A 22,945-nucleotide genomic window follows, 5' to 3' on the forward strand; every position below is an offset into this window, starting at 1 on the left:
CGAAACGTCCGCGGCACGGCTTTCGCCCGGGTCGCCGATGATCGATAGTGCGCGGCCATGTCGTCGACCGGAGAGCTGATCGATTCCATCGACTGGGCCAAGCTGAAGAACGCCTACGGTAGCGCCATCGACAATGGCGGAGACTTGGCCGATCTCTCGTCTGAAGACGACGAGACCCGCCGCGACGCCTTCGAGACCCTACGCGAAACGCTGTTCGCCCCGAGCAAGCTCTACTCCGTGGCCGAAGCGGCGACCAAGGTGCTGCTCTGCATCGTGGAGCACGAGACGGTGGGTCGTGCCGAGGCGCTGTGCCTTGTGGGCGACGTGCTCACCGGAGACCACAGGACGCGACCGCGAGGGCTCGACTTCTCGGATCCGAAGCTCTCCCAGGAGTACGGCAAGGGGCGCCCGAAGAAGCTCCGTTCGCTCGTGGCGAAGGCATTTCCGACGTTGCTCGCGTTGCTGGCGGACCCAGACGCCGACGTCCGGAGCTCGGCGGCCTTCCTCGTGAGCTTCGTCTACGACCAGCGAAGGGAGGCTTGTGCGAAGCTGCGGGAAGTCCTTGCTTCGGAAGGCGATCGACTCGCCCAGATCAGCCAGCTCTTCGCGTTGCGCATGCTCGCGAGATACGGCGACGCCGATGCCGAGCGCACGCTCCAAGCGCGGGACGACGGCGTCGCGTGGCTGCATCGCTGCGAGCGGGAGCCGATGCCCCCGAAGGCGCTCGCGGAATTGCTCTCCTTCGAGGACGTCCTGCCCTGGCGCTGTCCATGGCTGGGGGGCGATCTCAGCACGGCGCTCGCGGAGGTTTCGCCAAACGACAGAGTGCGCGTGACGAGCGCCGCGCTCGAGGTGCTCGAGGGTGGCGAGCCGCGCCCGGAAGCCCTTCCGGCGTTGCTCGGACTGTTCTTCGAGCCGCATCCCGGCCTGCGCGCCGCAACCACGTTGACCGACGAGCAGCGGCGTGTTTTGGAGCTCTTGTCGCGCGACAGCCTTTCCGATCCGTCTTTCGCCGCCCATGGCTTGCCCATGCGGGCCGCGGCGCGACTCAAGTGGTTGGGCTTGGCCCCGCCCGGCCCTCTCGACGCGCCGACGGCCTGGGTGCCCGAGGGTGGCGAAGCGAGCGATCCGCTGTGGAGGAACCTGCTGGTCATGGCGCGCGCGGCGCCTCGGGGCCTCCGGTTCGCCGCGCCCTATTACACCGAAGCCGGCCGAGCCCTCGCGGAGGCGGCAGGGCCCGCCTTGGCCCTCGCGGCGTTCGTGGCGATGCATCGGCGGGAGTACGACTTGCCCGAGGTCCCGCTCGAGAGCGTCGCGGATTTGTTCGCCGAGTATCCCGCCGCCGCTCAGGAGATCGCAGGAACCCTCGCGGAAGAATGGGGGCGTGGAGTGCCCGACCAGGTCTTTCTGGGCACCCTCGTCTCCAGCACCCTCGCCAAGGCCGGCGCCGTGATGCCCGAGACTTGGTTCTACCCCACGGGGCCGCTCGCTCTCGCGCGGTCGGCCTTCGAGGCGCTGTCGACCGACGACCGCGCGCGCGCCTTCGAGCGCTGCTCCAAGGACGTCAACGACTATCGCCTCGTACGCCTGTGTGCGCTGGTGGACCTCACGGGCGACCCGCTGGAAAGCGCCCGCACGCTCGCCAAGCGGGTGCGACGCGCGAAGGCGGGGCTGTACCGCAAGGAGGCGAAGGCCGAGCTGAAGGCCGCGGCGGAACGCTGCCCCGAGCTCCGCGAGGTCACGGACAAGCTGAGATAGCTCCAGGGGGTTGGTCCGCCGCGGAACCTCCTCGGCGGCTTTGAAAGGTGGGTCTTGGCATGACGGAAGAGCTGTGGCGGCTGGACGCCATCACCCAGGCAGAGCTGGTAGCGAGCGGCGAGGTGACGGCGTTGGAGCTGGTGGACGCTGCCATCTCGCGCATCGAGGCGACGGAGCCCGCTGTCCACGCGCTGGCCGGAACGGACTTCGAGCGGGCCCGCGAAAAGGCGCGAGGCAAGCTGTCCGGGCCGCTCGCGGGCGTGCCGTTCCTGGTCAAGGACGCGGCGCCGTACCCCGGGCTGCGTTTTTCGATGGGCTCGCGGTTGTTCGCAGGCAACGTGGCGCGAGAAGCGACGGAGTACTCCAGGCGGATCGACGGAGCCGGGTTGATCGTGCTGGGCAAGAGCACCACGTCGGAGCTGGGCCTGCTCGGTAGCACGGAGACGCTGCTCGAAGGCGTGACGCACAACCCTTGGGACTTCTCACGCTCCGCCGGTGGCTCGTCCGGGGGCGCCGGGGCGGCGGTGGCGTCGGGCATGGTGAGCGTCGCGCACGGCAGCGACGGCGGCGGGTCCATTCGCATCCCCGCCTCCATGAACGGCGTGTTCGGCTTCAAGCCGGGCCGGGGGCGCCTGGTCTCTGCCGCGCCGGACGACATGGGAGGGCTCGTGAGCGACCACGCGCTGAGCGTCAGCGTGGCGGACAGCGCGCTCTTGTACTCGCTCACCGAAGTCGATGGCGCCATCGGCTTCGTGGCGGACGTGGACCCCAAGCGCCTGCGCATCGGCTGGTACGACGAGACGGTGCTTGGCCGAAAGCCGACGGCGGAGGTGCGCGCCGCGCTGGACAGCACCATCGAGCTCTGCCGGAGACTCGGTCACCAGGTGGAAGAGACGCCGCCCCCGCCCATCGACGGCGCGCGTACGGACGCATTCTTCGTGCTCGCGGGGCAGGCCTTGGTGGGTCTGTGTCAAATGATGGAGCCGCTCCTGGGCCGTCCCCTGGACGAGCGCGACCTGGAGCCGTTCACCCTCGAGGTGCTCGAGTGGTTTCGCACGTTGCCACCGGGCGCGGTGACCGACGCCCACGCCGCCATCTCGGAGCTGGGCGCGGACATGCGCCGCGCCCTCGAGCGCTTCGACGTGCTCTTGTGCCCGACGATCCCGGTGGAGCCGTGGGAAGTCGGCACCATGGCGCCGACCTTGGATCGCGTCACGGCCTTCGAGCGCATCGGCACCCTGGCGGGCTACACGGCGATCCACAACATCGCGGGCACACCGGCGATGAGCGTCCCGCTCGGCATGTCGCAACGCGGGCTACCGGTCGGCAGCCACTTTGCTGCAGCCGAAGGCCGGGAAGCGACGCTCTTCTCCTTGGCCTACGAGCTGGAAGAAGCCGCGCCGTGGCGACGCCGATTGCCGGCGTCGCGCTGACACAGCGCTCCCTGGGCTTTCATCACGGAGCGATGCCTGTGCGGCCGCGCGTTGAAGGGGAACCGGGTCTCTCCGGTTGTCGCACTTGGTCCTGGTTGCGCCGACTAGGGTTAGCGCCTACCGTGCTGCACCATGGCGGAACTGTTCGGATTCAACCCCAGCGATTGGCTGGACGAGGGATTCAACGTAGAGCTTCGTTTCGCAGCGCCACCCGACGAAGCGTTGCTCACACGCCTGGGCAAGGCCGCAGGCAGCTTCCGGGGGGGCTCCCTCGGCTTCGCGTTCACGGGTCCTTTCGCCGTGGTCTCGCTTCTGCCGCATCCGGGTAGAGAGCGAGCCGCCCTCGACGAGCTCGCGGCGCTCTTGTCGGCTCAAGCCGGCGACGCACTGCTGGAAGGCGTCGTGCTCAACGCAGTCGAGCAGCCCGAGGAAGAGCTTCCGAAAAGTCCGGGGCCCGCGCTGCCCGGCTCGACGCGGCCGGTGGATCCGAGCCTCGCCCAGCCCCAGCCCTCACCCGTTCTCGAGGCTGCGAAGCAAGCTGTGAACGAGGCCGCCGTTCGTGCTCAGCTCGACAAGTTTCTCGAGGCGGCCAAAGAGCAACCCTTCCCTCTCACTCCTATCGAGCCCACCGTCGACCGCGTCGAATTGCCGGCCCCGCTTCGATCTCTGGACTGCAAGCCGGCGAAGTGGCTGTACGGGGTCTTCTGGCTGCACGGCGTCAAGCGCATACCGGACGTCGAGTGGCCCAAGGGCATGGTCTTCAACGCGATGATCGCGGTGCGCGGCCATCGCGCACTGCTCGACGCCCACACCGAGCCACGCCGGCTGTTCTACAACCACGGGGCGACCGAGCTACTCGTGCTGGAAGACGGCGCGGTTCGCCCTGTCTACCGCATGCCGGACTACGACCAGGGCTTCAGCTGGGTGCACTGGATCGATGACGGACATGTCGTCATCGGGACCACGAAGCGGACGGTGATTGTTGCACTGGAGAGCGGCGCCGAGGTCGCCGCGTCCAGCGGCGGGGGCGAAGTGTCCGCGGCCGTTGGGGGGCGCGTGATGACCAGCGTGTCCAACGGCGTCTGTCGCTTGCTGTACTGGGACCAAGACAAGCTCACTGTCCTGGCGCGCTACTCACATCCCGATTTGTCCCTCGGACCCACGATCGGCGACCTTCCCACGCTGCGAATCGGCGATCGGTTCTGGACGACAACCGGCTTGAAGGAAGCCGTGGAGAAGCTTCAGGCCAAGACCAAGAAGGGGAAAGCGAAGAAGGCTCCCGCGCGCCGGAGCAAGAAGCCGACCCTGGAGCCGATGCCCATCGACCAGCTCACCCCGGACCAAGAGGTTGTGCCGTTCGGCGAGGCGGACATCGAGGCGTTTGCCGCCGCGGGTTTCGACGTGCGGCCGCAAAGCAAGTTTCGCGAGCAAGAGGCCTTCGTCCAAGATGGCGTGCGCGTGGGGATCTGCTCCCAAGGCGTCGCGGTGCAGCGACCAGGTGAGGCGCCGCGGGTAGTCAGGTGGACATCGAGCTCAGGCTCGGGTTGGCAGTTGACGAAATTGAGGCTGAAGGAAGAGCGACTGTTCGCCACGCACACCAACGACATCGTCGAGGCCCACCTCGACGATGAGGCGTTGGTTTTTGCCGACAGCTTGATGGGTACCGGCTTTGGCTACATGCAGGACATCCAGCCCCAATCCGCGGACCGGCTGCTCGTGCACGCCAGCAAGGGGGTACTGGTGCTCGAGCGACATGACGGCAAGCTCACGCGCGGTGAGTTCCTGAAGGTGAGCAAACCCTACTTCTTGGTTGTCGCGCCGAGCCTGGGGCAAGCCCTCATCTTGTCGGAGGCCAAGCAGCGAGTGATCGTGGCCAGCCTTTCCCCCCTGAAGAAACTCGCGGCATTCACCGAGGACATCTACGACGTCCGAATCTCACCCGACGGCTGGCACCTGGCCGACCCACGACGCAACCTCGCTTGGCGCGTCACCACCGGATGACGCTTCGTGCCCCCCGTGCCGCGTCGCACCACGCTTCGGCCGCGTCCGAAAAGCGGACATTCGAGGCCGCTCACTCGCCGCACCCCCGTTTGATGTCCGCTTTTCGGACATGCGTCAGACTTCGCCCTAGGGACGTCCGGCGCGGGACGGGGTTCGCGCCGGACCAACAAATGAAGCGTCAAACACCGTCAGCGTCGCGCGGTGGGACGCGCGAGCTGATCAGCGACCCACTTTTCCGCTTCCGACATGGTGGCGAAGTGCGCGCAGGGCCACTTGTTGGGGCTCACGGCGTCGAAGGCCGTCAGCGCCGTGCGCATGAAGGTGCCCGGAACCACGCGCGCCTCGCACACCGTGGAGCGGAGCAGCACGTCCCGGTGCTTTTGGAGCAACGCCGACGTGGCGTTGCGCACGTCCGCTGGACCGAGCACGGGATTGTAACGACTGAAGTCGATGATGTACGCCACCCGGGGATGGCGTCGCGAGAGGAGCTCGTAGCGCGCAAACAGCCGCTCGAGCTGCTCGATGCTCACGACATCCGGGAACGTGACCACGACGACGGGCAGACGATCCTCGTCCACGGTGATCTCGGCCATGCGAGCAGCAAGCTAGCACGCCGGCGGCAGGGTCAAAGCGCGATCGTTTCGTGGCAGCCGCCGCCGTCGAGCTTGGCGCCGTGGGCCGAGAGGCTGACGGTCACGGCGGGGCCGTATTCCTGGACCTCGAGGCGGGCGACGCCTTTCGAGTCGTACCAGCGGCGCGTGCGCGGCGTGCTCAGGGGGACGCCGGGGCCCGCCTGACAGCCGCTGGACGTCGGAATGTCGACGTCGCTCGTGGTGTCGATGGGACAGGGCGGCGGATCGAGCTCCAGGGTGGAGCTCGCCCAGCGGACTCCGTTGAACATCGTGCCGTCCTCGCTCTCGAAGTCGCCACTGTTCCACTCGAACTCCGGAACGTTCCCCAGATCCAGCAGGTAGCCCCCGGTCGCCGGCTGCAGCGGCGGGCCGTTGCCCTCGTCCACGTAGAAGCGGCCGCCGCTCAGGGGCTGCACCAGGGTGACGAAGTCACTGCAGTGCATGTAGCCCATCGGAATGCGAAAGGGCGGATCGCCGCCGCACGGGTCGTCCTTCGAGAAGCTGCCGCCCATCTCGCAGGCACGGCACATCTCCGCGCGGGCGGCCGCGTCGGACGCGGGCGCGGTGTCCGGCTCTTCACAGCCGACGAGGCGCCGCTGGGCGAGCACGCCGCGCCAGCCCTTCACGATCGGCAGCGGCGGCAGGCCGGCGGTGGTCCACGTGGCGGTGCAAGCAGAGCGGCCGGCGAGGGCGGCGCTGGCTTCGGCAGCGCCGAGGGAGAGCGCCATCGCGAAGGCCAGCCGCGCTTCTTTCGGCTGGGCCGAGAGCGCGCGCCCGCGGAGCAGCCACGCCTCCCGCACGATGCTCGGATCCCGCGTGAGGGAGCGCGCGAGATCGAAGTCACGCACGTTGGGGTGGCCGGAAACCAGGCGGGCCCGGCCGCGCTCGAGGCGCGCCCGCGCGTCGTAGGGCCGCGCGCGGATGGCGTCGTCGAAGGCGGCGATGGCGGCGGCGTGCTCCCCCGTCTTCTCCAAGGCCATGCCGCGGTCGAACGCCTCGCGATAGCCGACGCACTTCTCGCCAGGCGCTGGCCCGGCCTGCGCGCGGCGAGCCGGCGACGGCGGCGTCTCGACCGCAGGTGACGGCGGCTGAACGGCCGCAACGGGCAGACGGCGCTCCGCTGGAGCGCGCTGTCCGTTGCAGGCGACGACAGCGAGCAGCGACCCTGCCGCCATCCCTTTGCGCAAGCCGCGACGCATGTCCATGACTCACTCCGAGAAGCTCACGCTGGCGCCGACACTCTGGGCTTCCCCGCTGAAAGGCGAGACTCGCGTCGAAAGCAAGCGCACCTTGTAGCACTGGCCGCGCGGCGTGGTGGTGTCCTTGATGGACATCTGCACCGTCTTCACGTGGCCCGCGGGCGCGAACACCACCGTGGCGGAGAGCGCAGAAGGTCCGCTCATGCTCTTGCACCCGAAGGCCGCGAACTGACTCTGCTGCTTCACGTTGCGCTGCGCTTCCGTCGCGTCGAAGGGCGGCAGCTCCGGCTTCTTCTTTGCTGCGGGTCGGGGCGCCGTGCGCTTCGTGGGCGCCGCGCTCGGCTCGGGCGCGACCTCCGGCGGAGGCCTGGGCGCGCGTTTGAAGGTCCGCGCCACCACGGGTCGCGGTGGGCGGCGCACGCGGTGGCCCGGCCGGAACAGCAAGAAGCCGCCCACCACGCCGACCGCCAGCAGCAAACACGCTGCGCCGATCAGCGCGAAGATCAGCCCGCCGCGGGACTTCTTCGGCTCCGGGAGCGCGCGGCTGGTGGGTGCTGCCGTGGCGGCGGCCGGGCGTTCCACGGACGCAGCGGTGACCCCGCGTTCCGACGCCTGGTGCTCGGACAGCGGCAGGGTGCCGCCCATCGGCGACGGTGCCGTTGGAGGGATCACCGAACGGGCGATGCTGGACGAGCTCGGCATCGGCGGAGGGTGAAACGTGGAGCTCACCGGCAAGCCCAGCGTGCCGAGCAACGCCGCAAAGGCCTCTCCCGCCGTGGCGTAGCGCAACGCGGGATCGCGCACGGTGCAGCGCGCGAACCAGTCGTCGAACCCGGGCGGCAGGCGATCTGCCAGGCCCAGCTCCGCGGCCCGCACGCTGGGCGCTTCCAGGGGCTCGAACAAGATCTCGCGCATCAACGCCGGCATGGACGCCTCCGCCGCGTGCGCCGCGCGCCAATAAGCACGCCCGGTGAGGAGCCAGTAGGCGATGAGCCCGATGGACCAAACGTCCGTCGCTGGCGACACCTTGGCCGACAGCTCCGTCTGTTCCGGCGCCATCCACAGCGGCGTGCCCATGGCCGCCGTCGCCGTCTGCCGCGCCTGGGCGGCAACCTTGGCGATGCCGAAGTCGAGCACCTTCACGATGGTCGGGTGCGTGGTGCTGTGGGTGGCCGCCAGAAACACGTTCTCCGGCTTCACGTCACGATGGACGATGCCCGCCGCATGGGCCGCCGCCAGGGCATGGCACAAAGGCCGGAGCACGCTCAGCGCCTCATCCATGGACATCGGCCCGCGCCCGGGCAGGTAGTGGCCGAGGTCCTCGCCCTCGAGCAGCTCCATCGCGATCCACGGCACCCCCAGCGTGGGGTCTACCCCCGCGCCGACCACTTCCACTACGTGATCGCTCGCGATGAGCCCGCCCACCTTGGCTTCTTGCACGAAGCGCTCCCGCAAGCTCGGATCCGCCACCAACGCGGGGTGCATCACCTTGATCGCCCGGCGCTTGCCGGTGGACGCCTGCTCCGCCACGTACACCGCGCCCATGCCCCCGGCGCTGAGCGGCGCCACGATGCGGAAATCGCCACCGATGACCGTTCCAGCAGGAATCGAAGCGACGGCCGGCGTCACCCGTGCAGGTTAGCGCACTAGCGCCCTCGGCCATAGGGCTACACTCGCAGCCATGGCGCGACTGGTGAGCGCGCGCTGCCCGAACTGCGGCGCGCACGTGAAGCTCGATCCCACGCAGGACTTCGTCACCTGCACGTATTGCGGCACCAGCGCGCTGATCGAGCGCGACCCGTCCCGCGAGCGACCGGTGGGAACACCGGTGATCGTGGTTCCACCGAGCAGCAGCGCGCCTCTCGTCGCGATCGCCGTCGCGGTGTTGGTGCTGGCCGCAGCCAGCGCGGGCTTGGTGGTGTGGCTGTCCGCCGGCAAGACCATGCCGCGCCCGCCGATCCCGGGCATCGCGGCGCCCCCGCCCACCGCGGCGAAGCCCGCCGCCCCGCGCTACTACGCGAACAATCGACGTCCCATGTTCGCCGACTTCGACGGCGACGGCGCCACGGACTTCGTGTTCTCGTTCCATGAGGTCGGCAAATCGGGCGACGCCTACGGCGGCTTCGACGGTAAGAGCGGCAAGCTCTTGTGGAAGACCGCGGAGCTTGGTTCCGCGGCGTACCAACATTCTGCGGCCCTGGTCGGTGGCCGGCTGTTGCTCGCCTCTCCCACCGGAGAGCTGACGGCCTACGTGCTTCGCGATGGCGCGCGGCAGTGGACCACCACCCTCGGGGACAAGGCCAAACGCTTCTGCGCCGCCGGGCAAAACGTGCGTGTGTTGCTCTCCGACGGACGCGCCCTGGGCATCGATCTGGCGACCGGCAAGCAGAGCCCCGCCGACGCCAAGGCCGACTGTCACGACACCCAGCGCGACGACGCGCTCCGCTTGCCCCCCAGTCGCACGGGCTTTGCGCTCGACACCGCAGGCCCCGAGCAGACGTCCTGGAGCTGCGTGAGCACGACCGTGCGCGGCAGCTACAACTTCTTCGTTCCGGATCCCTGCCCCAAACAACTGGGCCTACGCTCGTCCAGGTTCCCGACCCTCAACGCCAAGGGCATGGTGCAGACCCCCGACGGCTGGGCGATCTTCGGCACGCGCCCGGAAGGCACCGAGTCTCCCATGGTGGGCTTCTTCGGCAAGGGCCGCCTGCTGTGGAGCGCGGCGCTGCACCCGGACAATCCCTTGGCCGCGCGCCCCGGCTCACCGAAAGGCGTCGTCACGCCGCACACCATCGTCGCCAGCTACACCGCCGTGGCGGGCAGCGAAGAGCACGTCGTCGCCTTCGGCCTCGCCAGTGGCAAGCGCCTGTGGGACGTGAAAGCGCCCTGGTCCGTGAGCCAGATGGCGGGCACGGACGACGCCATCGCGCTCCTGGGCACCAGCAAGGCGATGGTGCTGGCCACGCGAGACGGCCGCGAGCGCTTCCGCTTCGGCAACGATTGATTGTCGGGGCGGCGCGATGCCCGTCAGGTTTCGAGAGCTCGCGGGGCGCCGTGGGACCAGCGCCAGGCGGCATCCACGACGTCGAGGGCGACCTGGAACAGCTCTCGAGCGACGGCGCGCGCAGCAAGCTGGATCCGCGTGCGGAGCGTCGGGCGCTCGGCCTTCGGCCACAGGCTCGCGGCAATGCTCTCGGCTTCGGCTTGGAGCGCCGTCGCGCAGTCGTCGTCCACGCCGTCGATCAGCGTCGCGGGGCGCGGCGTCTCTTCTTTGATTTGCGGCATCGTGACGCGCGCTTCGTCGAACAGATCTTCACCCAGGCCGATGATGGTCGCCAGGTGCGCGCTCTGACGGCGAGACGAGGGCGGCGGCGGCTTGAGCTCGTGAATGTCACTGTCGCCGCGTCGCACCACCACCCCCATCGGGCGAGAGGCGATCTCGAGATCGGAAATCATCTGCGCGCTGGCCATCCTGCTACCTCACGATCTGCGCTGGGCGCCCCCAAGGCATGGCCGAGGTTCGGGCCTCGGGGCAAGAAACTCGCACGGTTCACGCCGCCCGCCGGATCCCGGAGCGGGCACGACGACGCCGCGCGGGCACGGCGCGGCGCTGGCGGGCGCGCTCGTCCGCTTCGAGCTCGAGCACGAGGTCGAGAGCCAAGGCCTGCACGCGGGCGAGAGCGCGGGGCGAAGTGCAGGGCGGGGTCATCGCCACCGAGAGCGAGAAGCCCGACGGCGTGGTCACGGGCACCACGGACGCGGTGCTGGCGGGCAGCAGCGCGCGCAACAGCGACGGCACGCGGCGGAGCGACGTGACGCACACCTCTTGCAGCCAGAGCTCGAGCAGCACTTCTTCTTCTCCGTCCGGCAAGGGCGCATGGCCGACGATGGTGCTGCGGGCCTCGTCGCCGATGACGTCGACCACGGAGACGACGGCGGTCTCCGTCAGCGTCAATACTTCCAGCGCGAAGCGCTCGAGGCGCCGCTCGGCGCGCTCGACCACCGGCGGTGGGATGGTGCTCTCGGTCAGATCGAAGGGTGCGTCCAGGTCCACGGTGTCCCCACGCGATCCACAGCAGAGCCGGGAGCGCGGGGCCAAGTTCGCGGCAGTCCGGCCTCAGGGCGGGTCCAAGAGCATGCCGCCGTCCATCCGCGTTCCGCCGGAGATTTCCTTGCCCGGCGCGCCGTTGATGGGCTTTTCGTGCCACCACTGAAATTCGTGGAGGCCGTAGTGCCAGGAGGCCACCCGGAGGCGAGCGTCGCTCACCCGGACCACGGCGAAGCTGTGCCGCAGGTGCTTGGCGGCGCCCACGTTGTAGATGTCGTGCCCCGCCCAGCGATAGCGGCCGGACGCGTGATAGTGCCCGTGGAAGATGGCGATCACGTTGTGCCCCTCGAGGGCGCGCGCCAAGCGCTCGCGGTAGTCGCCGCGACCGAACCAGTTGTCGTCCGAGAACGGGCCCCGGAGCGGGAAGTGGAAGTAGAGGATGACGGGACGCTCCCCGCCGACGGCGCTCAGGTCCTTTGCCAGCCAGCGGAGCCCGGCGTCGTCCGGTGCTTCTCCCAGACACACCAGGTGCACGTCGTCCCAGTCGAAGGCGTAGCGCATGCCTCCGTGACGCTCGCGCACGCGATCCAACACGTACCAGCTGTGGTGCTTGTCGTGATTGCCGAAGGCTTCGAACACCGGGTAGTGCACCAGGCCGTCGTCCCCGTTCAGGCCGTAGTACTGGACGAAGTACCGCCACTGCCAAGGGTCGCCGTTCTCCGTGAGATCTCCCGTGATCAGCAGGCCGCGGGGCCTTTCAATGGTGCCCCCCAGCCGCTGGGGCCAGGGGCGACCGGGCATTCTGTTCATGTCGCGGATGGCCCGCGCGTTGACGGCTTCGGTGCCCTTCGGGTCCTTCACCGGGTCGTGCAGCGCGCCCAGCAGGTCCCGCTCCGAGGAGCCGAAGCCGAAGTGCGTGTCGGAGGCGACGAGAAATGTCACGTCCGTACCGCCCAGGCGCTTGTCGCGCCGCGCCGGCGGGTGCGTCGTGGCCGCCGTGGAGCGCGCGCTGGCCACCGCCGGCGGCAGAACGCCGCGGCTCTGGCGCCACCACCAGGCCCCGCCCACCAGGGCGATGAGCACGAGAGCAACGACGACCGCGCGGCGCACGCCGGAAGTGTAGAGCGGGAAGCGCGTCGCCGCTCGTGCTGGCCTTCAGGCACCATGCCGGGTGGGATCGCGCGCGTTCTCTCGCCCCCCAACGCCGCCGCTGCCCCTGTAGTTTCCGCGGCGGACCAACCCAATCTGAAAAGGCCTACTGCCCGCCGAGGTCTTCGGTCTTGGTGGGGTGACCGTCTTCGTCCCAATGGCGCCACACACCGATGGGCTTGCCGTCGCGGTACTCGCCTTCGGACTCGCGGCGGCCGTTGGAGTAGAAGAACGTCGCAGGGCCATGCGGTGTACCGTCCGGGCGCGTGCACAGGATGACGGGCTCGTCCTCGTCGAGGGCGGCGCCTTCGGGGCACGCGGCGTCTCCGGCTCGCCACCAGTCGTTGGCCTCGGGCGCCGCTGCTGCGGCAGCCACGGGCGGCGAGCCTTGGGGAAACTCGTCGCAGGTGCCGGTGGCGCTGTTGCAGTAGCGCCCGGGCGGGCACGCCGCCCAGCAGCCGCCGGTGGTGGCGCGGTACACGCCTGCGGCGGCCACGGCGGCGCCCGTGGCGATGGCCGCGTCGCGGGTGCGGTTCGGGCGGCTACCGCAGGCGGCGGCCACGGCCGAGCAGGCCAGGAGGAGAGCAACACGCCGGAACATCGCGCTCTTCGCGAGAATAGCACCCGCTCGCTGGGCGCTCGCCAGAGGTGACGGAGATCAAGTAGCCCCGGGAAAATTCGCAGATCTGGCGGATCGCGCTACCCCTCTGGGCACTCAGACGATTGACGCCGCGGCCGGTGAACGGCAATTGCGGATGGACCGTTCCCGAACACCGAGGACCCATGCTCCCCAAACACCCCGCCGACTACCGCACGCTGCTCTGGACCCTCATCCTGACGCCGGGCCTCGTGGTCGCCCACTACGTCCGTCCGGATCTGCGCTGGGTGCTGTTCCCCTTCAGCATGTACTTCGCAGTGAGCTGTGCCGTCATCGCGCACAACCACATGCACCGCCCCACGCTGAAGACCAAGAAGGCCAACCAGCTCTTCTCGCACTGGATCTCGGTGTTCTACGGCTACCCGGTGTTCGCCTGGACGCCGACCCACAACCTGAACCACCACAAGTACATCAACAAGCACGGGGACGCGACGATCACCTGGCGCATCACCAACAAGCACAACGTGTTGGTGGCCAGCACGTATTTCTTCGTCTCGGCGTACTACCAAGGGTTCTGGATCAAGGACTTCATCCGCCAGGCCAAGGAGAGAAACCCCGCGCTCTACCGCCGAATCATCACGCAGTACGTGGTGACCTACGGTAGCCACGTGGCCATGGCCGGCCTCGCCATTGGCATCTACGGCGTCGCCGAAGGGCTCAAGACCTACGTGTTCGGTCTGGGCATCCCGGCGTTCTTCGCGCTGTGGACGGTGATGCTCTTCAACTACTCCCAGCACGTGCACACGGATCCGTGGTCCGAGCACAACCACTCCCGGAACTTCACCGGAAAGTTCTTGAACTTCTTGTTGTTCGGCAACGGCTACCACACCGTGCACCACAACCAGGCGAACCTGCACTGGGCGGATGCCGCGGCGGCCCACGACAAGATCAAGGACAAGATCGATCCGCGGCTGAATCACCGCAGCATGTGGTGGTTCTTCTTCCAGCAGCACTTCCTGGCGCTGTTCATCCCCAGCCTGGGCACGGTGCAGGTGGGCCGGGCGCCTTTCGATTGTCCCGAAGAGGACCGCCAAGCGGATGCTCCCGAGCTGGTGGACGTCCAGGCCGCCACGGCAGGCGGGCAGATCTGAACATGGCTCTGTTCGAATTCACTGACGAATTCAACGAGACCGTGGAGCGCTGGGACGGCACCATCGGCGCCCCCAGCCCGGAGAACCGCAAGATCAACCGCATCCGCGTGTACAAGAACCCGTTCGTGGAGCACGTGCTCGCGAGCTCGCACCCCATCATGCCCGGGGTGTGGTTCGGCTGGGCCGTGGTCTACGGCGCCGTGCTCGCGCTCTCCTCCGAGCCCGGCCGCCTCGGACGCATCGGCCTGTTCGCCGCGGGCGTCCTGGGCTTCACGCTGCTGGAATACCTGCTGCACCGGTTCGCGTTCCATTGGGACCCGGGCAACGACCCCAAGGCGCGCGTCCGCTTGTTCCTGATGCACGGCCTGCATCACGAGTTCCCGAACGACCGCCTGCGCCTGGTGGCCCCGCCGCTCATGAGCTGGCCCATCGGCGTGGTGCTGTTCACGGTGGACTGGCTCCTCTTGCCCCACACCCAAGCGTTCATCCTGTTCGGCGGCACCTGCGCCGGATACCTGTTCTACGACTGGACGCACTACTACACGCACCACTTCCGGAACCCGAAGACGCGCGTTGGCAAGCTCCTGCGCCGCGCCCACGCGGTGCACCACTTCAAGCTCTTCAACTTGAACATGGGCATCAGCTCCCCGCTGTGGGACTGGGCCTTCGGCACCTTCGCCTGGTCGGAAGAGACCATGCGCGCCGCCCTCAAAGAGACGAAGAAGCTCGAAGCCGAAAGCGACGAAGCCGAACGCCGCGCCCGCCGCACCGTCGAGCGCCGCGCAACGTAGTCGTTCTTGCATCTGGATGTCGGGGCGGCGCGAGCCCCGTCGCGTCGCCCTGCGAAACCGTGTGCTACGCTTTCTCGCGTGAGCCAGCTCGCACGGCAGCGCTACACGTTCCGCCAGTACGTGGATCTCGAGCAACTCAGCCCTGTAAAGCATGAGTTCTTGAACGGCGAGGTGTGGGCGATGGCGGGAGGCACCCCGGACCACTCCGCCATCGCGGTGAACATCGCTGCGCTGTTGAGCACACAGCTGCGCGGTCGACCGTGTCGCGTGTTCAACTCGGATCTGCGGATTCGGGTCGAGGCGACAGGGCTCGGTACGTATCCGGACGTCTCCGTCGTCTGCGACAGCCTGCAGCGAGATCCGGAAGACCCCACCGGGACGACCATCGTGAACCCCACGCTCCTCGTCGAAGTGTTGAGCCCGTCGACCGAGGACTACGACCAGGGAGAGAAGCTTTTGAACTACAAGCAGGTCCCCTCCCTCATGGAAATTGCCCTCGTCGCCCACGACGCCCAACGAATCGACGTCTGGCGCAGAGAAGGTGCCTCCTGGTCACGAACGACCTTTGAAGGAGCCGCGGAGGCAGAGCTCAGCGCTCTTGGCGTCGTCCTCCCGCTGCAAGAAGTGTTTCGCAATCCGCTTGAAGAGTAGGCGGGCGAGGCCCAGCCCCACCATCCGGACGTCAAGGCGCGCGCGGTCGCCGCGCCTGACCGGCAGTAGCCGCGACAACACCTGACGCTGTCCGAAAAGCGGACGTCGGAGGGGGGTACCGCGAGGGCGCGGCCTCAAATGTCCGCTTTTCGACCTGGGGCGGACCGCGAGCTCGCCCCGCCGGCGAGTGGGCCCCCGGAACGGGAGGTTCCCGCGGCGGACCAACAAATGCAGGGAGGTGGATGCTATCGTTTGCGTCCTTTTCATGGCGACGGCTGATGCACGCGTGGTGTTTGCGACTGCCGGTCACGTGGACCACGGCAAGACGACGCTGATCCGTGCGCTCACGGGCACCGACACGGACCGGCTGCCGGACGAGAAGCGACGCGGGATCAGCATCGAGCTGGGCTTCGCGGAGCTTCCGGAGACGGGCATCAGCTTCATCGACGTGCCGGGACACAAGAAGCTGGTGCACGCGATGATCGCCGGCGTGGGTGGGGTGGACGGCGTGCTCCTGGTGGTGGCGGCGGACGACGCGGTGATGCCGCAGACCCGGGAGCACCTGTGGGTGTGTGCGCTGCTCGGGATCCGGCGCTTCGTGGTGGCGCTGTCGAAGGCGGACCTGGTCGACGCCGAGACCCTGGAGCTGGCCGAAGCGGACATCCGCTCTACGCTGGAGAGCATGGGGCTCGAGACGCTGGCGGTGGTGCCCACCTCGGCCACGGACGGGCGCGGGGTGGAGGAGCTTCGGGCGGAGCTCTGCCGCATGGCGGCGGGGGTGACGCCGGCGGCGGAGAGCGCGCGGCTGTGGCTGCCCATCGACCGCGTGTTCTCGGTGCGGGGCGCCGGCACCGTGGTCACGGGTACGCTGACCCGCGGCACGCTGCACGCGGGCGACGCGCTGTGGGTCGTGGGGGAAAGCGGGCGGCAAGAGACGGCCTGTCGCGGCCTCGAGGTGCACGGCGAAGGCCGGAGCGAGGTGCGCGCGCCGAGCCGCGTCGCGGTGAACCTGGCGCGGGTCGACGTGGCGGACGTGCACCGCGGGGACGTGATCAGCGCGGACGCCGAGCTGCCCTCGAGCAAGCGGCTCGACGTCGCGCTCACGCCGCTGCCGGGCACGTCCCTGCGCGATGGCACGTCCGTGCTCGTGTACGTCGGCACCACGCGGCGCACGGCGCGCCTCACGCACATCGGCGAGGGCGTCGCGCACCTCGCGCTGGACGCACCGCTGCCCTGCCAAGGGCGCGTCGGCTACGTGCTGCGCGGCTTTCGCTCGACGCGGGATCACGGCGCCGTGCTGGGCGGCGGTCGCGTGATCGATGCGGCGGCGCCGCCCCTGCCCCGCCGGCGCGATGCGGCCAAGTGGGAGCTGCGCGCGAAGACGCTCACGGAGCTCGCCAGCGGGGATTGGCTCGCCGCCCTGGGCGGCCTGCTCGCACTTTCGGCACCCCGGGCGCTGGACAGCGTGGACGCCGAGCGGCGCTTCGGCATCGAGCCCGGAGAGATTGCGCGCGCCCTCGGCGGCAAGCGCCGCAAGGGCCCGGCGGACACGCTGGTGCTGCCCGGCGGCACCGAGTTCACGCATCCCGAAAACCTCGAGCGGCGCATCACGGAGCTCACCCGCTTGCTGGCAGAGTACCACGCGGAGCGCCCTCACGAGGCGGGCCTGTCGCTGGAGACGGCGCGCGCGGTGCTCGCCAAGAAGTGCGGCCGCGCCCTGGCGGAGCTGGCGGTGGAGCGCGCGGCCAAGAGCGGCCGCGTGCGCGTGGACCACGGCGTGGTGTGCTTGCCCGAGTTCGCGGAGACCGCGGGACCGGCGGCCAAGCAAGCCGCGGAAGCGCTGCTCACACTGCTCGACGAGATCGCCCTGGAAGGCGCCGTGGAGGCGTTCCTGATCAAGAAGACGGGGGAGAGCCCGGAGCGCGTGCGCGCGGCGCTCTCCAAGCTGCAAGGCGAGGGACGCGCGCGGCGGCTGTCCACGCTGTGGTTCTCGGAGGCGCAGCTGGAGCGGGTGCGCGCGAAGGTCCACGGCTTCTTTGCGGAGCACTCGGAAATGAGCGTCCCCGAGTTCAAGGACCTGGCAGGCGTCAGCCGCAAGCAGGCCATCCCGCTCCTGGAACAGCTCGATCGCGAGGGCACTACCCGGCGCCAGGGGGATCTGCGGATCGCCGGCAAGCCCGCGGATCTTGTTGCGGGCGGCGGGCCACGCTAATCGGCCCCCATGGCAGATCCCCGCGTGCTGGTGACCGGCGCCCCCGGCTGGCTCGGAACCCGGCTGGTGCGTGCGCTTTCGCAGGGCTTTTCGGGGGGACCGGTGAAGCAAGAGCCGGAAGCGGTGCGGGTGCTGTCGGCGCCCAACGTGGACTTGTCCCCCGTGCAGCTCGAGGGCGTGGAAGCGCACAGCGTGGATCTCACGAACCCCGTGCTCTCGGACGAGCTCTTCACCGGCATCGACACGGTGTTCCACTGCGCCGGCGTGGTGCATCCCCACCGCGTGGAAGATCTCTACAAGCTGAACGTGGATGGCACGCGCCGACTGCTGAACGCGGCGGTGCGGGCCAAGGTGCGGCGCTTCGTGTTCGTCAGCTCGAACTCCCCCGCCGGGCTCAACGTGGATCCCGCGCGGCTCATGAAGGAAGACGATCCGCCGCGGCCGTACCTGAACTACGGCCTGTCCAAGCTGCAGAGCGAGTGGCTGGTGCTCGACGCCCACCGCGCCGGCCGCATCGAAGGGGTGATCCTGCGGCCCTGTTGGTTCTACGGGCCGGACCAGCCGCACCGGCAAACGCGCTTCTTCAAGATGATCCAGGGCGGCCACCCGATCGTGTTCGGTCGCGGCGACAACCTGCGCAGCATGAGCTACGTGGACAACACCGTGCAGGGCATGCTGCTGGCCCGCAGCGTGGAGCGCGCCGCGGGGGAAACCTACTGGATCGCCGACAAGCGCCCGTACTCCTTCATCGAGATCCTGGAGACCGTGGGGCGCATCTTGAACGTGAGCATCCGCCCGCGCTATTTGCCGCGCTTCGGCTGTGACGTCGCGCGCCTGGTGGATTCCCTGGTGCAGATGACGGGGCTCTACTGGCAGGACGTGCACGTGGCCGGGGAGCTGGCGGCGTCCATCGCCGTGAGCATCGAGAAGGCCGAACAGGAGCTGGGCTACGCCCCGGAGGTCGAGCTGGAAGAAGGCATGCGGCGTAGCATCGAGTGGTGCCGCGCGCAGGGCATCGACCTCTGATGCGCGTGCTCGTCACCGGCGGCGCCGGCTACTTCGGCGAGATCGTCGTGCGGCGGCTGCTCGAGCGCGGCGACCAGGTGCGCGTGCTCGACATCGCGGACAACGCCGAGCTCGGCCCCGACGTGGAGCTCATTCGCGGGGACGTGCGCGACCCGGAGACGGTGCGCCGCGCTCTCAAACACGTGGACATCGTGCATCACGACGTGGCCCAGGTGCCGCTGGCCAAGAACAAGCGCGAGTTCTGGACGGTGAACGTGAAGGGCACTCGCGTGGTGCTCGAGGCCGCGAAGCAGGCGAACGTCCAGAAAGTGGTGCTGGTCTCCTCCAGCGCCATCTACGGCGTGCCCAAGAAGAACCCGGTGGATCGCCGCACGCCGCCAAGCCCCGGGGAAGCCTACGGCCACGCCAAGCTGGTCGGCGAGCGCTTGGCGGCCCGCGCCGCCGCCCAGGGCTTGGACGTGACCATCGTGCGGCCGCGCACCATCTTGGGGCACGGCCGTCTCGGCATCTTCCAGATCCTGTTCGAGTGGGTGCGCCGCTCGCGCCCCGTGTACCTGCTCGGCTCCGGACACAATCGCTATCAGTTCGTGCACGCCGACGACCTGGCCGCCGTGTGCTTGCTCGCGGACCAAAAGAAGGGTCCGGCGGTGTATCTGGCCGGCGCGGAGCGCTTCGGCACCCTGCGAGAGCTGCTCGAAGGGCTGGTGAGCCACGCGGGGAGCGAGAGCCCCGTGCGCTCCCTGCCCTTCGGCCCCACGCAGCTCGCGATGCAGGCCACCGGCGCCCTCGGGGTTTCGCCCCTCGGCGCCTACCACGCGCTGATGTACGGTCGCGAGCTGTTCTTCGACGTGAGCGACACCCGCCGGGAGCTCGGCTGGGAGCCGCGTTGGTCCAACGCCGAGATGATCGCCGACTCCTACGACTACTACGTGGCCCACCGCGAGGAGATCCTCGCCCGGAGCGGCGCCTCCCACCATCGCTCGCCGGTCAAGCTCGGCGTCCTCGCGTTGTTGGAGAAACTGCCGTGAGCTTTGCCGCGCTGCTCTTCGCCATCGCCACGGTGGTGCTCAACGGCAGCGCCCAGCTCCTGCTCCGCAAGGCCGCCCTCACCGGAGCGGATCCCGCGGCGCCCGCCTCGCTCGTTCGGAGCCCGTGGCTCATCGTCGGCGTCGCGCTGTACGGCATCAGCGTGCTCACCTGGCTCAGCGTGCTGAAGCGCACGCCCCTGGCCGTCGCCGCGCCCTTCGTGGCCCTGGTGTACGTGCTGGTGCCGCTGCTCTCGAGGAGCGTGTTCGGCGACGTGATCACGCAGCGCATGTGGATCGGCATGGCGCTGGTGGTGGCCGGAGTCACGCTGGTGGCGCGCCGCTGACTACTGAGTGCCGTCGCGGCGTCGAACGGCTATATTGGGCCAATGAGCGACTCGAGCCCTCGACGCGAGGCCGATGGCGAGACCGACGCGGACGGCGTCGACCGCACGTTGATACGCGAGATGCTCGCCCTGTCGCCCGACGACCGCCTCCGCCGACTGGAGCAACTGGTCGAGATGATCCAACGGATTCGCGACGCCAATGGATTCTCCGCGGTACCGTGATGCTCTGATCGTGCTCGCGTCCCACGACGTCGAGTTCATACTGGTCGGAGTGCTTTCTGCCGTCGTTCAAGGAGCACCGGTTACGACGTTCGACGTGGACATCGTGCACCGGAGGAGCGCCGAGAACGTGGAGCGTCTGCTCCGTGCGCTGGAGGAAATGGACGCCACCTACCGTGGGGACTCGCGCAAGCTCGCCCCCACGGCCAGTCACCTGATCGGCCCGGGCCACCAGCTCCTGCGCACCACCTTCGGTGACGTGGATTGCCTCGGGGAAATAGACGGCGGCCGGGACTACGATGCTTTGCTGTCAGATTCGGTGGACGTGGCGCTGGGCGACGGGCACCACATCCGAGTCCTGCGCATCGGTGCGCTCATCGGCATCAAGGAGCGCGCTGGCCGTCCCAAGGACATTGCAGCCCTACCCGCGCTTCGCGCCACGCTGGACGAGATCGCCAAGAAGCGCTGACCGTTTCATTTGTTTGTCGCTGCGGCGCGAGCCCCGGCGAACAGCCCCGCGCGGCGCGAGGCGCGGGCCGCGAGGGACACGTAGACCGACGGCGAGAGCCGCTTGAGCCAGGTGGCGGCGGCTTCCACGCCGAGGGTGAGCATCGGGGTGCCGCGCAGCGTGGCGTCGATGCTGCGGCGTGCGACCGCGTCGGCGCCCAGGCCCGCCCAGCTCGGGGCGCGATCGAGAAATCCGGCGAAGGCAGCGCCGTGATAGCGCGTCGCTGCGTGCAGCCCCGTGCGCACGAATCCGGGGCAGATCGTGGTCACGGTCACGCCGCTCCCGAGCAGCTCCAGCCGTAGCGACTCCGCCATGCCCACCACGCCGAACTTCGAAGCCGTGTAGGCCGCCATTCCCGGCGCTCCGATGAGACCGGCGATGGACGCCGTGAACGCAACGTGACCGCGACCGGCGGCGACCATCTCCGGGACGAACTGTTGGGCGACGATCATGGTTCCGATCAGATTGACGTCCACCACCCAGCGAATGTCCGCGATGGGAACGTCCAAGGTGGGGCCCACGGTCGCAACGCCGGCGTTCGCGAACAGAAGATGCGGAGCGCCCAGCTCGTCGCGCACGCGCGCGGCGACCTTTGCCACCGCCGCTTCGTCCCGCACGTCACACGGCAGGGCCAGCGCTTCGAGCCTGGATGCCACCTGCGTGAGACCGCTTTCGTTGGCGTCCAAGAGCGCAAGCCGAGCCCCGCGGCGCGCCAGCTCTTCCGCCAGGGCGCGGCCAATGCCCGACGCCGCGCCGGTCACTACCGCCACCCTGCCGCTGAGTGATTTCGCGTGTTTTGCCATGAAGTATACACGGTGTATACGCACGACCCACGTCTCGGTCAAGGCGGGGCTACATGGCCCAGTATTTCTCGTCGTCCAGGCCCTCTTCCCGCTCCGGGAGCCCGCGCATCAGGCGCGGCGACGCCTGCACCAAGACCTCGTAGCTGACGCGGTTCGCGTAGCGGCACACCTGGCTCATGGAAGAGTAGGTGAGGAACTCGCGCACGTGCTTGGCGGAGGTCGGCACCCGCGTGCGGTGGTAGCGGTTCGCGGAAATGTCGTGAAGCAACGCAGAGAGAGCGCCGTCCCCCGCGCCGTTGGAGCTGGTGATGCGCGCCGGCCCCCCGTGATACGGCGCGATGTGGGCGAACACCTTCACCGGCGTCTGGCACAGCTTGCGCAGCATGGGCCGGCTGAACTCGAAGCGATTGAACTCGGGGATGGCGCCGGGCAAGAGCGGGTAGCGCGTCTGTCGCTTGACGTCGTCGTCGGTGTAGCCGGCCAGATAGAGCCCGATGGGCCCCGCGGTGCACAGCACCAAGTCCGCCCACTCCAAGGCGCGGTCGCAGGCCAACAGCGGATCCGCGCTTCCCGTCAGCGCCTCGCCCTCTTCTTCGTTCATGGCCAGCACGTCCACGTTGTCCCGAATGAAGCCACGCCAAAACTCGGGACGATCGGCGATGATGAAGCGGGTACCCAGGGTGAGCACCACCGGCACCCCCCGCGCGCGGGCGTAAGACACGGCCTTTTGCGTGGCTTCGGGCATCGGCTCGCCATCCCGAGCCCGCATCAGATAGGCGGAAATCACCAGCGCAGAAGCGCTGTCGAACACCGCTTCCGGCACGCTCTCGGGCGCGAGATCGTTCATGTGGCCAGCGCTGATGGCGAAGGTCCGCTCGCCATCCGGCGTTATCAACGCGAAGCAGCGGCCGATGGGGCCGTCCACCGGTTGCAGGTGATCCAAGCTCACACGGCTCGAGGTGGTGGACAGGTAGCGGTAGCCGGAGGTCCCGAAGCGGATCGGGTCGCTCATCACGCCGAGCAGAATGGCGGCGTCGTCCGCGAGCAGCGAGAAGTTGTGCAACGTGTTGCCCACGGTTCCGCCGGCGAACTCGGCGGAGATGCGGCCGCCCTTGAACAGCTCGTCGTACAGCGCCACCGCGCGCTCGTCATCGATGAGCATGGAGCTGCCCTTGGTGAGCTCGTAGCGCCCGAGCAGCTCGTCCGGCACCCGCGCGTCCACGTCCACCAGAGTCTGGTCGATACCCACGACGTGGACCTTCGCTTCCGGCACGTCGAGGCCCGCGTGATGGAGCAGCGGGTCTCGCTCGTGCACCGGGAAGTAGTGCTTGTGCTTGCGACGACCGGGGAAGCGCACGATGGAAACTGACTTACCCGCCCTGTTCCGCGGCGGC

Annotated in this window: 22 protein-coding genes; 13 read left to right on the forward strand and 9 right to left on the reverse strand. The window is 68.8% G+C overall.

Translation table 11 applies throughout. The features are described from left to right. Nucleotides 1–57: 57 nt before the first annotated feature. The 3 genes from H6717_14090 (at nt 58) to H6717_14100 (ending at nt 5,192) form a co-directional block, all read left to right on the forward strand. A complete protein-coding gene (locus H6717_14090; GenBank protein ID MCB9578150.1) occupies nt 58–1,758 on the forward strand; it encodes a hypothetical protein in 1,701 nt (566 codons plus the stop codon). A 59-nt stretch (nt 1,759–1,817) separates the two neighbouring features. Then, complete coding sequence (locus H6717_14095) at nt 1,818–3,191, forward strand: amidase (protein ID MCB9578151.1); 1,374 nt, start codon at nt 1,818–1,820, stop codon at nt 3,189–3,191. A 132-nt stretch (nt 3,192–3,323) separates the two neighbouring features. After that, nucleotides 3,324–5,192, forward strand: coding sequence for a hypothetical protein (locus H6717_14100; protein MCB9578152.1), 1,869 nt, complete (start codon nt 3,324–3,326; stop codon nt 5,190–5,192). Between the two features lie 188 nt (nt 5,193–5,380). Here H6717_14100 and H6717_14105 read toward each other — a convergent pair whose 3' ends face one another. The 3 genes from H6717_14105 to H6717_14115 are packed head-to-tail and all read right to left on the reverse strand — an operon-like array spanning nt 5,381 to nt 8,652. Next, complete coding sequence (locus H6717_14105) at nt 5,381–5,785, reverse strand: hypothetical protein (protein ID MCB9578153.1); 405 nt, start codon at nt 5,783–5,785, stop codon at nt 5,381–5,383. 32 nt (nt 5,786–5,817) lie between these two features. Then, a complete protein-coding gene (locus H6717_14110) occupies nt 5,818–7,029 on the reverse strand; it encodes a hypothetical protein (protein ID MCB9578154.1) in 1,212 nt (403 codons plus the stop codon). A 3-nt stretch (nt 7,030–7,032) separates the two neighbouring features. Further along, nucleotides 7,033–8,652 carry a serine/threonine protein kinase gene (locus H6717_14115; GenBank protein ID MCB9578155.1) on the reverse strand — a complete coding sequence of 540 codons (1,620 nt, stop codon included), beginning with the start codon at nt 8,650–8,652 and terminating at the stop codon, nt 7,033–7,035. A gap of 52 nt (nt 8,653–8,704) precedes the next feature. On the opposite strand from H6717_14115, the gene H6717_14120 reads away from it, so the two are divergent. After that, the gene (locus H6717_14120; protein ID MCB9578156.1) at nt 8,705–10,027 is read left to right on the forward strand and encodes a PQQ-binding-like beta-propeller repeat protein; all 1,323 of its coding nucleotides are present in this window, start codon (nt 8,705–8,707) and stop codon (nt 10,025–10,027) included. Nucleotides 10,028–10,050: 23 nt separating this feature from the next. Here the strand turns inward: H6717_14120 and H6717_14125 are convergent, their stop codons facing one another. The 4 genes from H6717_14125 to H6717_14140 form a co-directional block, all read right to left on the reverse strand. Beyond that, on the reverse strand, nt 10,051–10,494 hold the full coding sequence (locus H6717_14125; protein ID MCB9578157.1) for a hypothetical protein: 444 nt from the start codon (nt 10,492–10,494) through the stop codon (nt 10,051–10,053). A gap of 79 nt (nt 10,495–10,573) precedes the next feature. After that, entirely contained in the window at nt 10,574–11,077 is a 504-nt protein-coding gene (locus H6717_14130; protein ID MCB9578158.1) for a hypothetical protein, read from the reverse strand. A gap of 63 nt (nt 11,078–11,140) precedes the next feature. Then, entirely contained in the window at nt 11,141–12,181 is a 1,041-nt protein-coding gene (locus H6717_14135) for a metallophosphoesterase (protein MCB9578159.1), read from the reverse strand. Nucleotides 12,182–12,326: 145 nt separating this feature from the next. Further along, complete coding sequence (locus H6717_14140; GenBank protein ID MCB9578160.1) at nt 12,327–12,821, reverse strand: hypothetical protein; 495 nt, start codon at nt 12,819–12,821, stop codon at nt 12,327–12,329. A gap of 182 nt (nt 12,822–13,003) precedes the next feature. On the opposite strand from H6717_14140, the gene H6717_14145 reads away from it, so the two are divergent. The 9 genes from H6717_14145 (at nt 13,004) to H6717_14185 (ending at nt 20,709) form a co-directional block, all read left to right on the forward strand. After that, entirely contained in the window at nt 13,004–13,969 is a 966-nt protein-coding gene (locus H6717_14145) for a fatty acid desaturase (protein MCB9578161.1), read from the forward strand. A 2-nt stretch (nt 13,970–13,971) separates the two neighbouring features. Continuing rightward, complete coding sequence (locus H6717_14150; protein ID MCB9578162.1) at nt 13,972–14,760, forward strand: sterol desaturase family protein; 789 nt, start codon at nt 13,972–13,974, stop codon at nt 14,758–14,760. A gap of 78 nt (nt 14,761–14,838) precedes the next feature. Next, entirely contained in the window at nt 14,839–15,411 is a 573-nt protein-coding gene (locus H6717_14155; GenBank protein MCB9578163.1) for a Uma2 family endonuclease, read from the forward strand. Between the two features lie 265 nt (nt 15,412–15,676). Next, nucleotides 15,677–17,623, forward strand: coding sequence for a selenocysteine-specific translation elongation factor (gene selB, locus H6717_14160; protein ID MCB9578164.1), 1,947 nt, complete (start codon nt 15,677–15,679; stop codon nt 17,621–17,623). A 9-nt stretch (nt 17,624–17,632) separates the two neighbouring features. Further along, nucleotides 17,633–18,649 carry an NAD(P)-dependent oxidoreductase gene (locus H6717_14165; GenBank protein ID MCB9578165.1) on the forward strand — a complete coding sequence of 339 codons (1,017 nt, stop codon included), beginning with the start codon at nt 17,633–17,635 and terminating at the stop codon, nt 18,647–18,649. Further along, nucleotides 18,646–19,677: an NAD-dependent epimerase/dehydratase family protein gene (locus tag H6717_14170; protein ID MCB9578166.1), complete on the forward strand. Its 1,032-nt coding sequence runs from the start codon at nt 18,646–18,648 to the stop codon at nt 19,675–19,677. The genes H6717_14165 and H6717_14170 overlap by 4 nt, the downstream gene beginning before the upstream one ends. After that, on the forward strand, nt 19,674–20,021 hold the full coding sequence (locus H6717_14175; protein MCB9578167.1) for an EamA family transporter: 348 nt from the start codon (nt 19,674–19,676) through the stop codon (nt 20,019–20,021). The genes H6717_14170 and H6717_14175 overlap by 4 nt, the downstream gene beginning before the upstream one ends. 42 nt (nt 20,022–20,063) lie before the next feature. Then, the gene (locus H6717_14180; GenBank protein ID MCB9578168.1) at nt 20,064–20,243 is read left to right on the forward strand and encodes a hypothetical protein; all 180 of its coding nucleotides are present in this window, start codon (nt 20,064–20,066) and stop codon (nt 20,241–20,243) included. Between the two features lie 10 nt (nt 20,244–20,253). Continuing rightward, complete coding sequence (locus tag H6717_14185) at nt 20,254–20,709, forward strand: hypothetical protein (GenBank protein ID MCB9578169.1); 456 nt, start codon at nt 20,254–20,256, stop codon at nt 20,707–20,709. Nucleotides 20,710–20,714: 5 nt separating this feature from the next. Here the strand turns inward: H6717_14185 and H6717_14190 are convergent, their stop codons facing one another. Continuing rightward, nucleotides 20,715–21,551 carry an SDR family oxidoreductase gene (locus tag H6717_14190; protein ID MCB9578170.1) on the reverse strand — a complete coding sequence of 279 codons (837 nt, stop codon included), beginning with the start codon at nt 21,549–21,551 and terminating at the stop codon, nt 20,715–20,717. 49 nt (nt 21,552–21,600) lie between these two features. Beyond that, complete coding sequence (locus H6717_14195) at nt 21,601–22,908, reverse strand: inosine/guanosine kinase (GenBank protein MCB9578171.1); 1,308 nt, start codon at nt 22,906–22,908, stop codon at nt 21,601–21,603. Nucleotides 22,909–22,945 lie beyond the last annotated feature (37 nt).

The organism is Polyangiaceae bacterium, assembly GCA_020633235.1.
Taxonomy (GTDB): Bacteria; Myxococcota_A; Polyangia; order Polyangiales; family Polyangiaceae; genus JACKEA01.

Coding starts and splice junctions, on each gene's coding strand:
- selB (MCB9578164.1), top strand. CDS start 15,677: ATGGCGACGGCTGATGCACGCGTGGTGTTTGCGACTGCCGGTCACGTG.
- H6717_14140 (MCB9578160.1), bottom strand. CDS start 12,821: ATGTTCCGGCGTGTTGCTCTCCTCCTGGCCTGCTCGGCCGTGGCCGCC.
- H6717_14095 (MCB9578151.1), top strand. CDS start 1,818: ATGACGGAAGAGCTGTGGCGGCTGGACGCCATCACCCAGGCAGAGCTG.
- H6717_14180 (MCB9578168.1), top strand. CDS start 20,064: ATGAGCGACTCGAGCCCTCGACGCGAGGCCGATGGCGAGACCGACGCG.
- H6717_14120 (MCB9578156.1), top strand. CDS start 8,705: ATGGCGCGACTGGTGAGCGCGCGCTGCCCGAACTGCGGCGCGCACGTG.
- H6717_14150 (MCB9578162.1), top strand. CDS start 13,972: ATGGCTCTGTTCGAATTCACTGACGAATTCAACGAGACCGTGGAGCGC.
- H6717_14190 (MCB9578170.1), bottom strand. CDS start 21,551: ATGGCAAAACACGCGAAATCACTCAGCGGCAGGGTGGCGGTAGTGACC.
- H6717_14125 (MCB9578157.1), bottom strand. CDS start 10,494: ATGGCCAGCGCGCAGATGATTTCCGATCTCGAGATCGCCTCTCGCCCG.
- H6717_14100 (MCB9578152.1), top strand. CDS start 3,324: ATGGCGGAACTGTTCGGATTCAACCCCAGCGATTGGCTGGACGAGGGA.
- H6717_14090 (MCB9578150.1), top strand. CDS start 58: ATGTCGTCGACCGGAGAGCTGATCGATTCCATCGACTGGGCCAAGCTG.
- H6717_14145 (MCB9578161.1), top strand. CDS start 13,004: ATGCTCCCCAAACACCCCGCCGACTACCGCACGCTGCTCTGGACCCTC.
- H6717_14110 (MCB9578154.1), bottom strand. CDS start 7,029: ATGGACATGCGTCGCGGCTTGCGCAAAGGGATGGCGGCAGGGTCGCTG.
- H6717_14105 (MCB9578153.1), bottom strand. CDS start 5,785: ATGGCCGAGATCACCGTGGACGAGGATCGTCTGCCCGTCGTCGTGGTC.
- H6717_14165 (MCB9578165.1), top strand. CDS start 17,633: ATGGCAGATCCCCGCGTGCTGGTGACCGGCGCCCCCGGCTGGCTCGGA.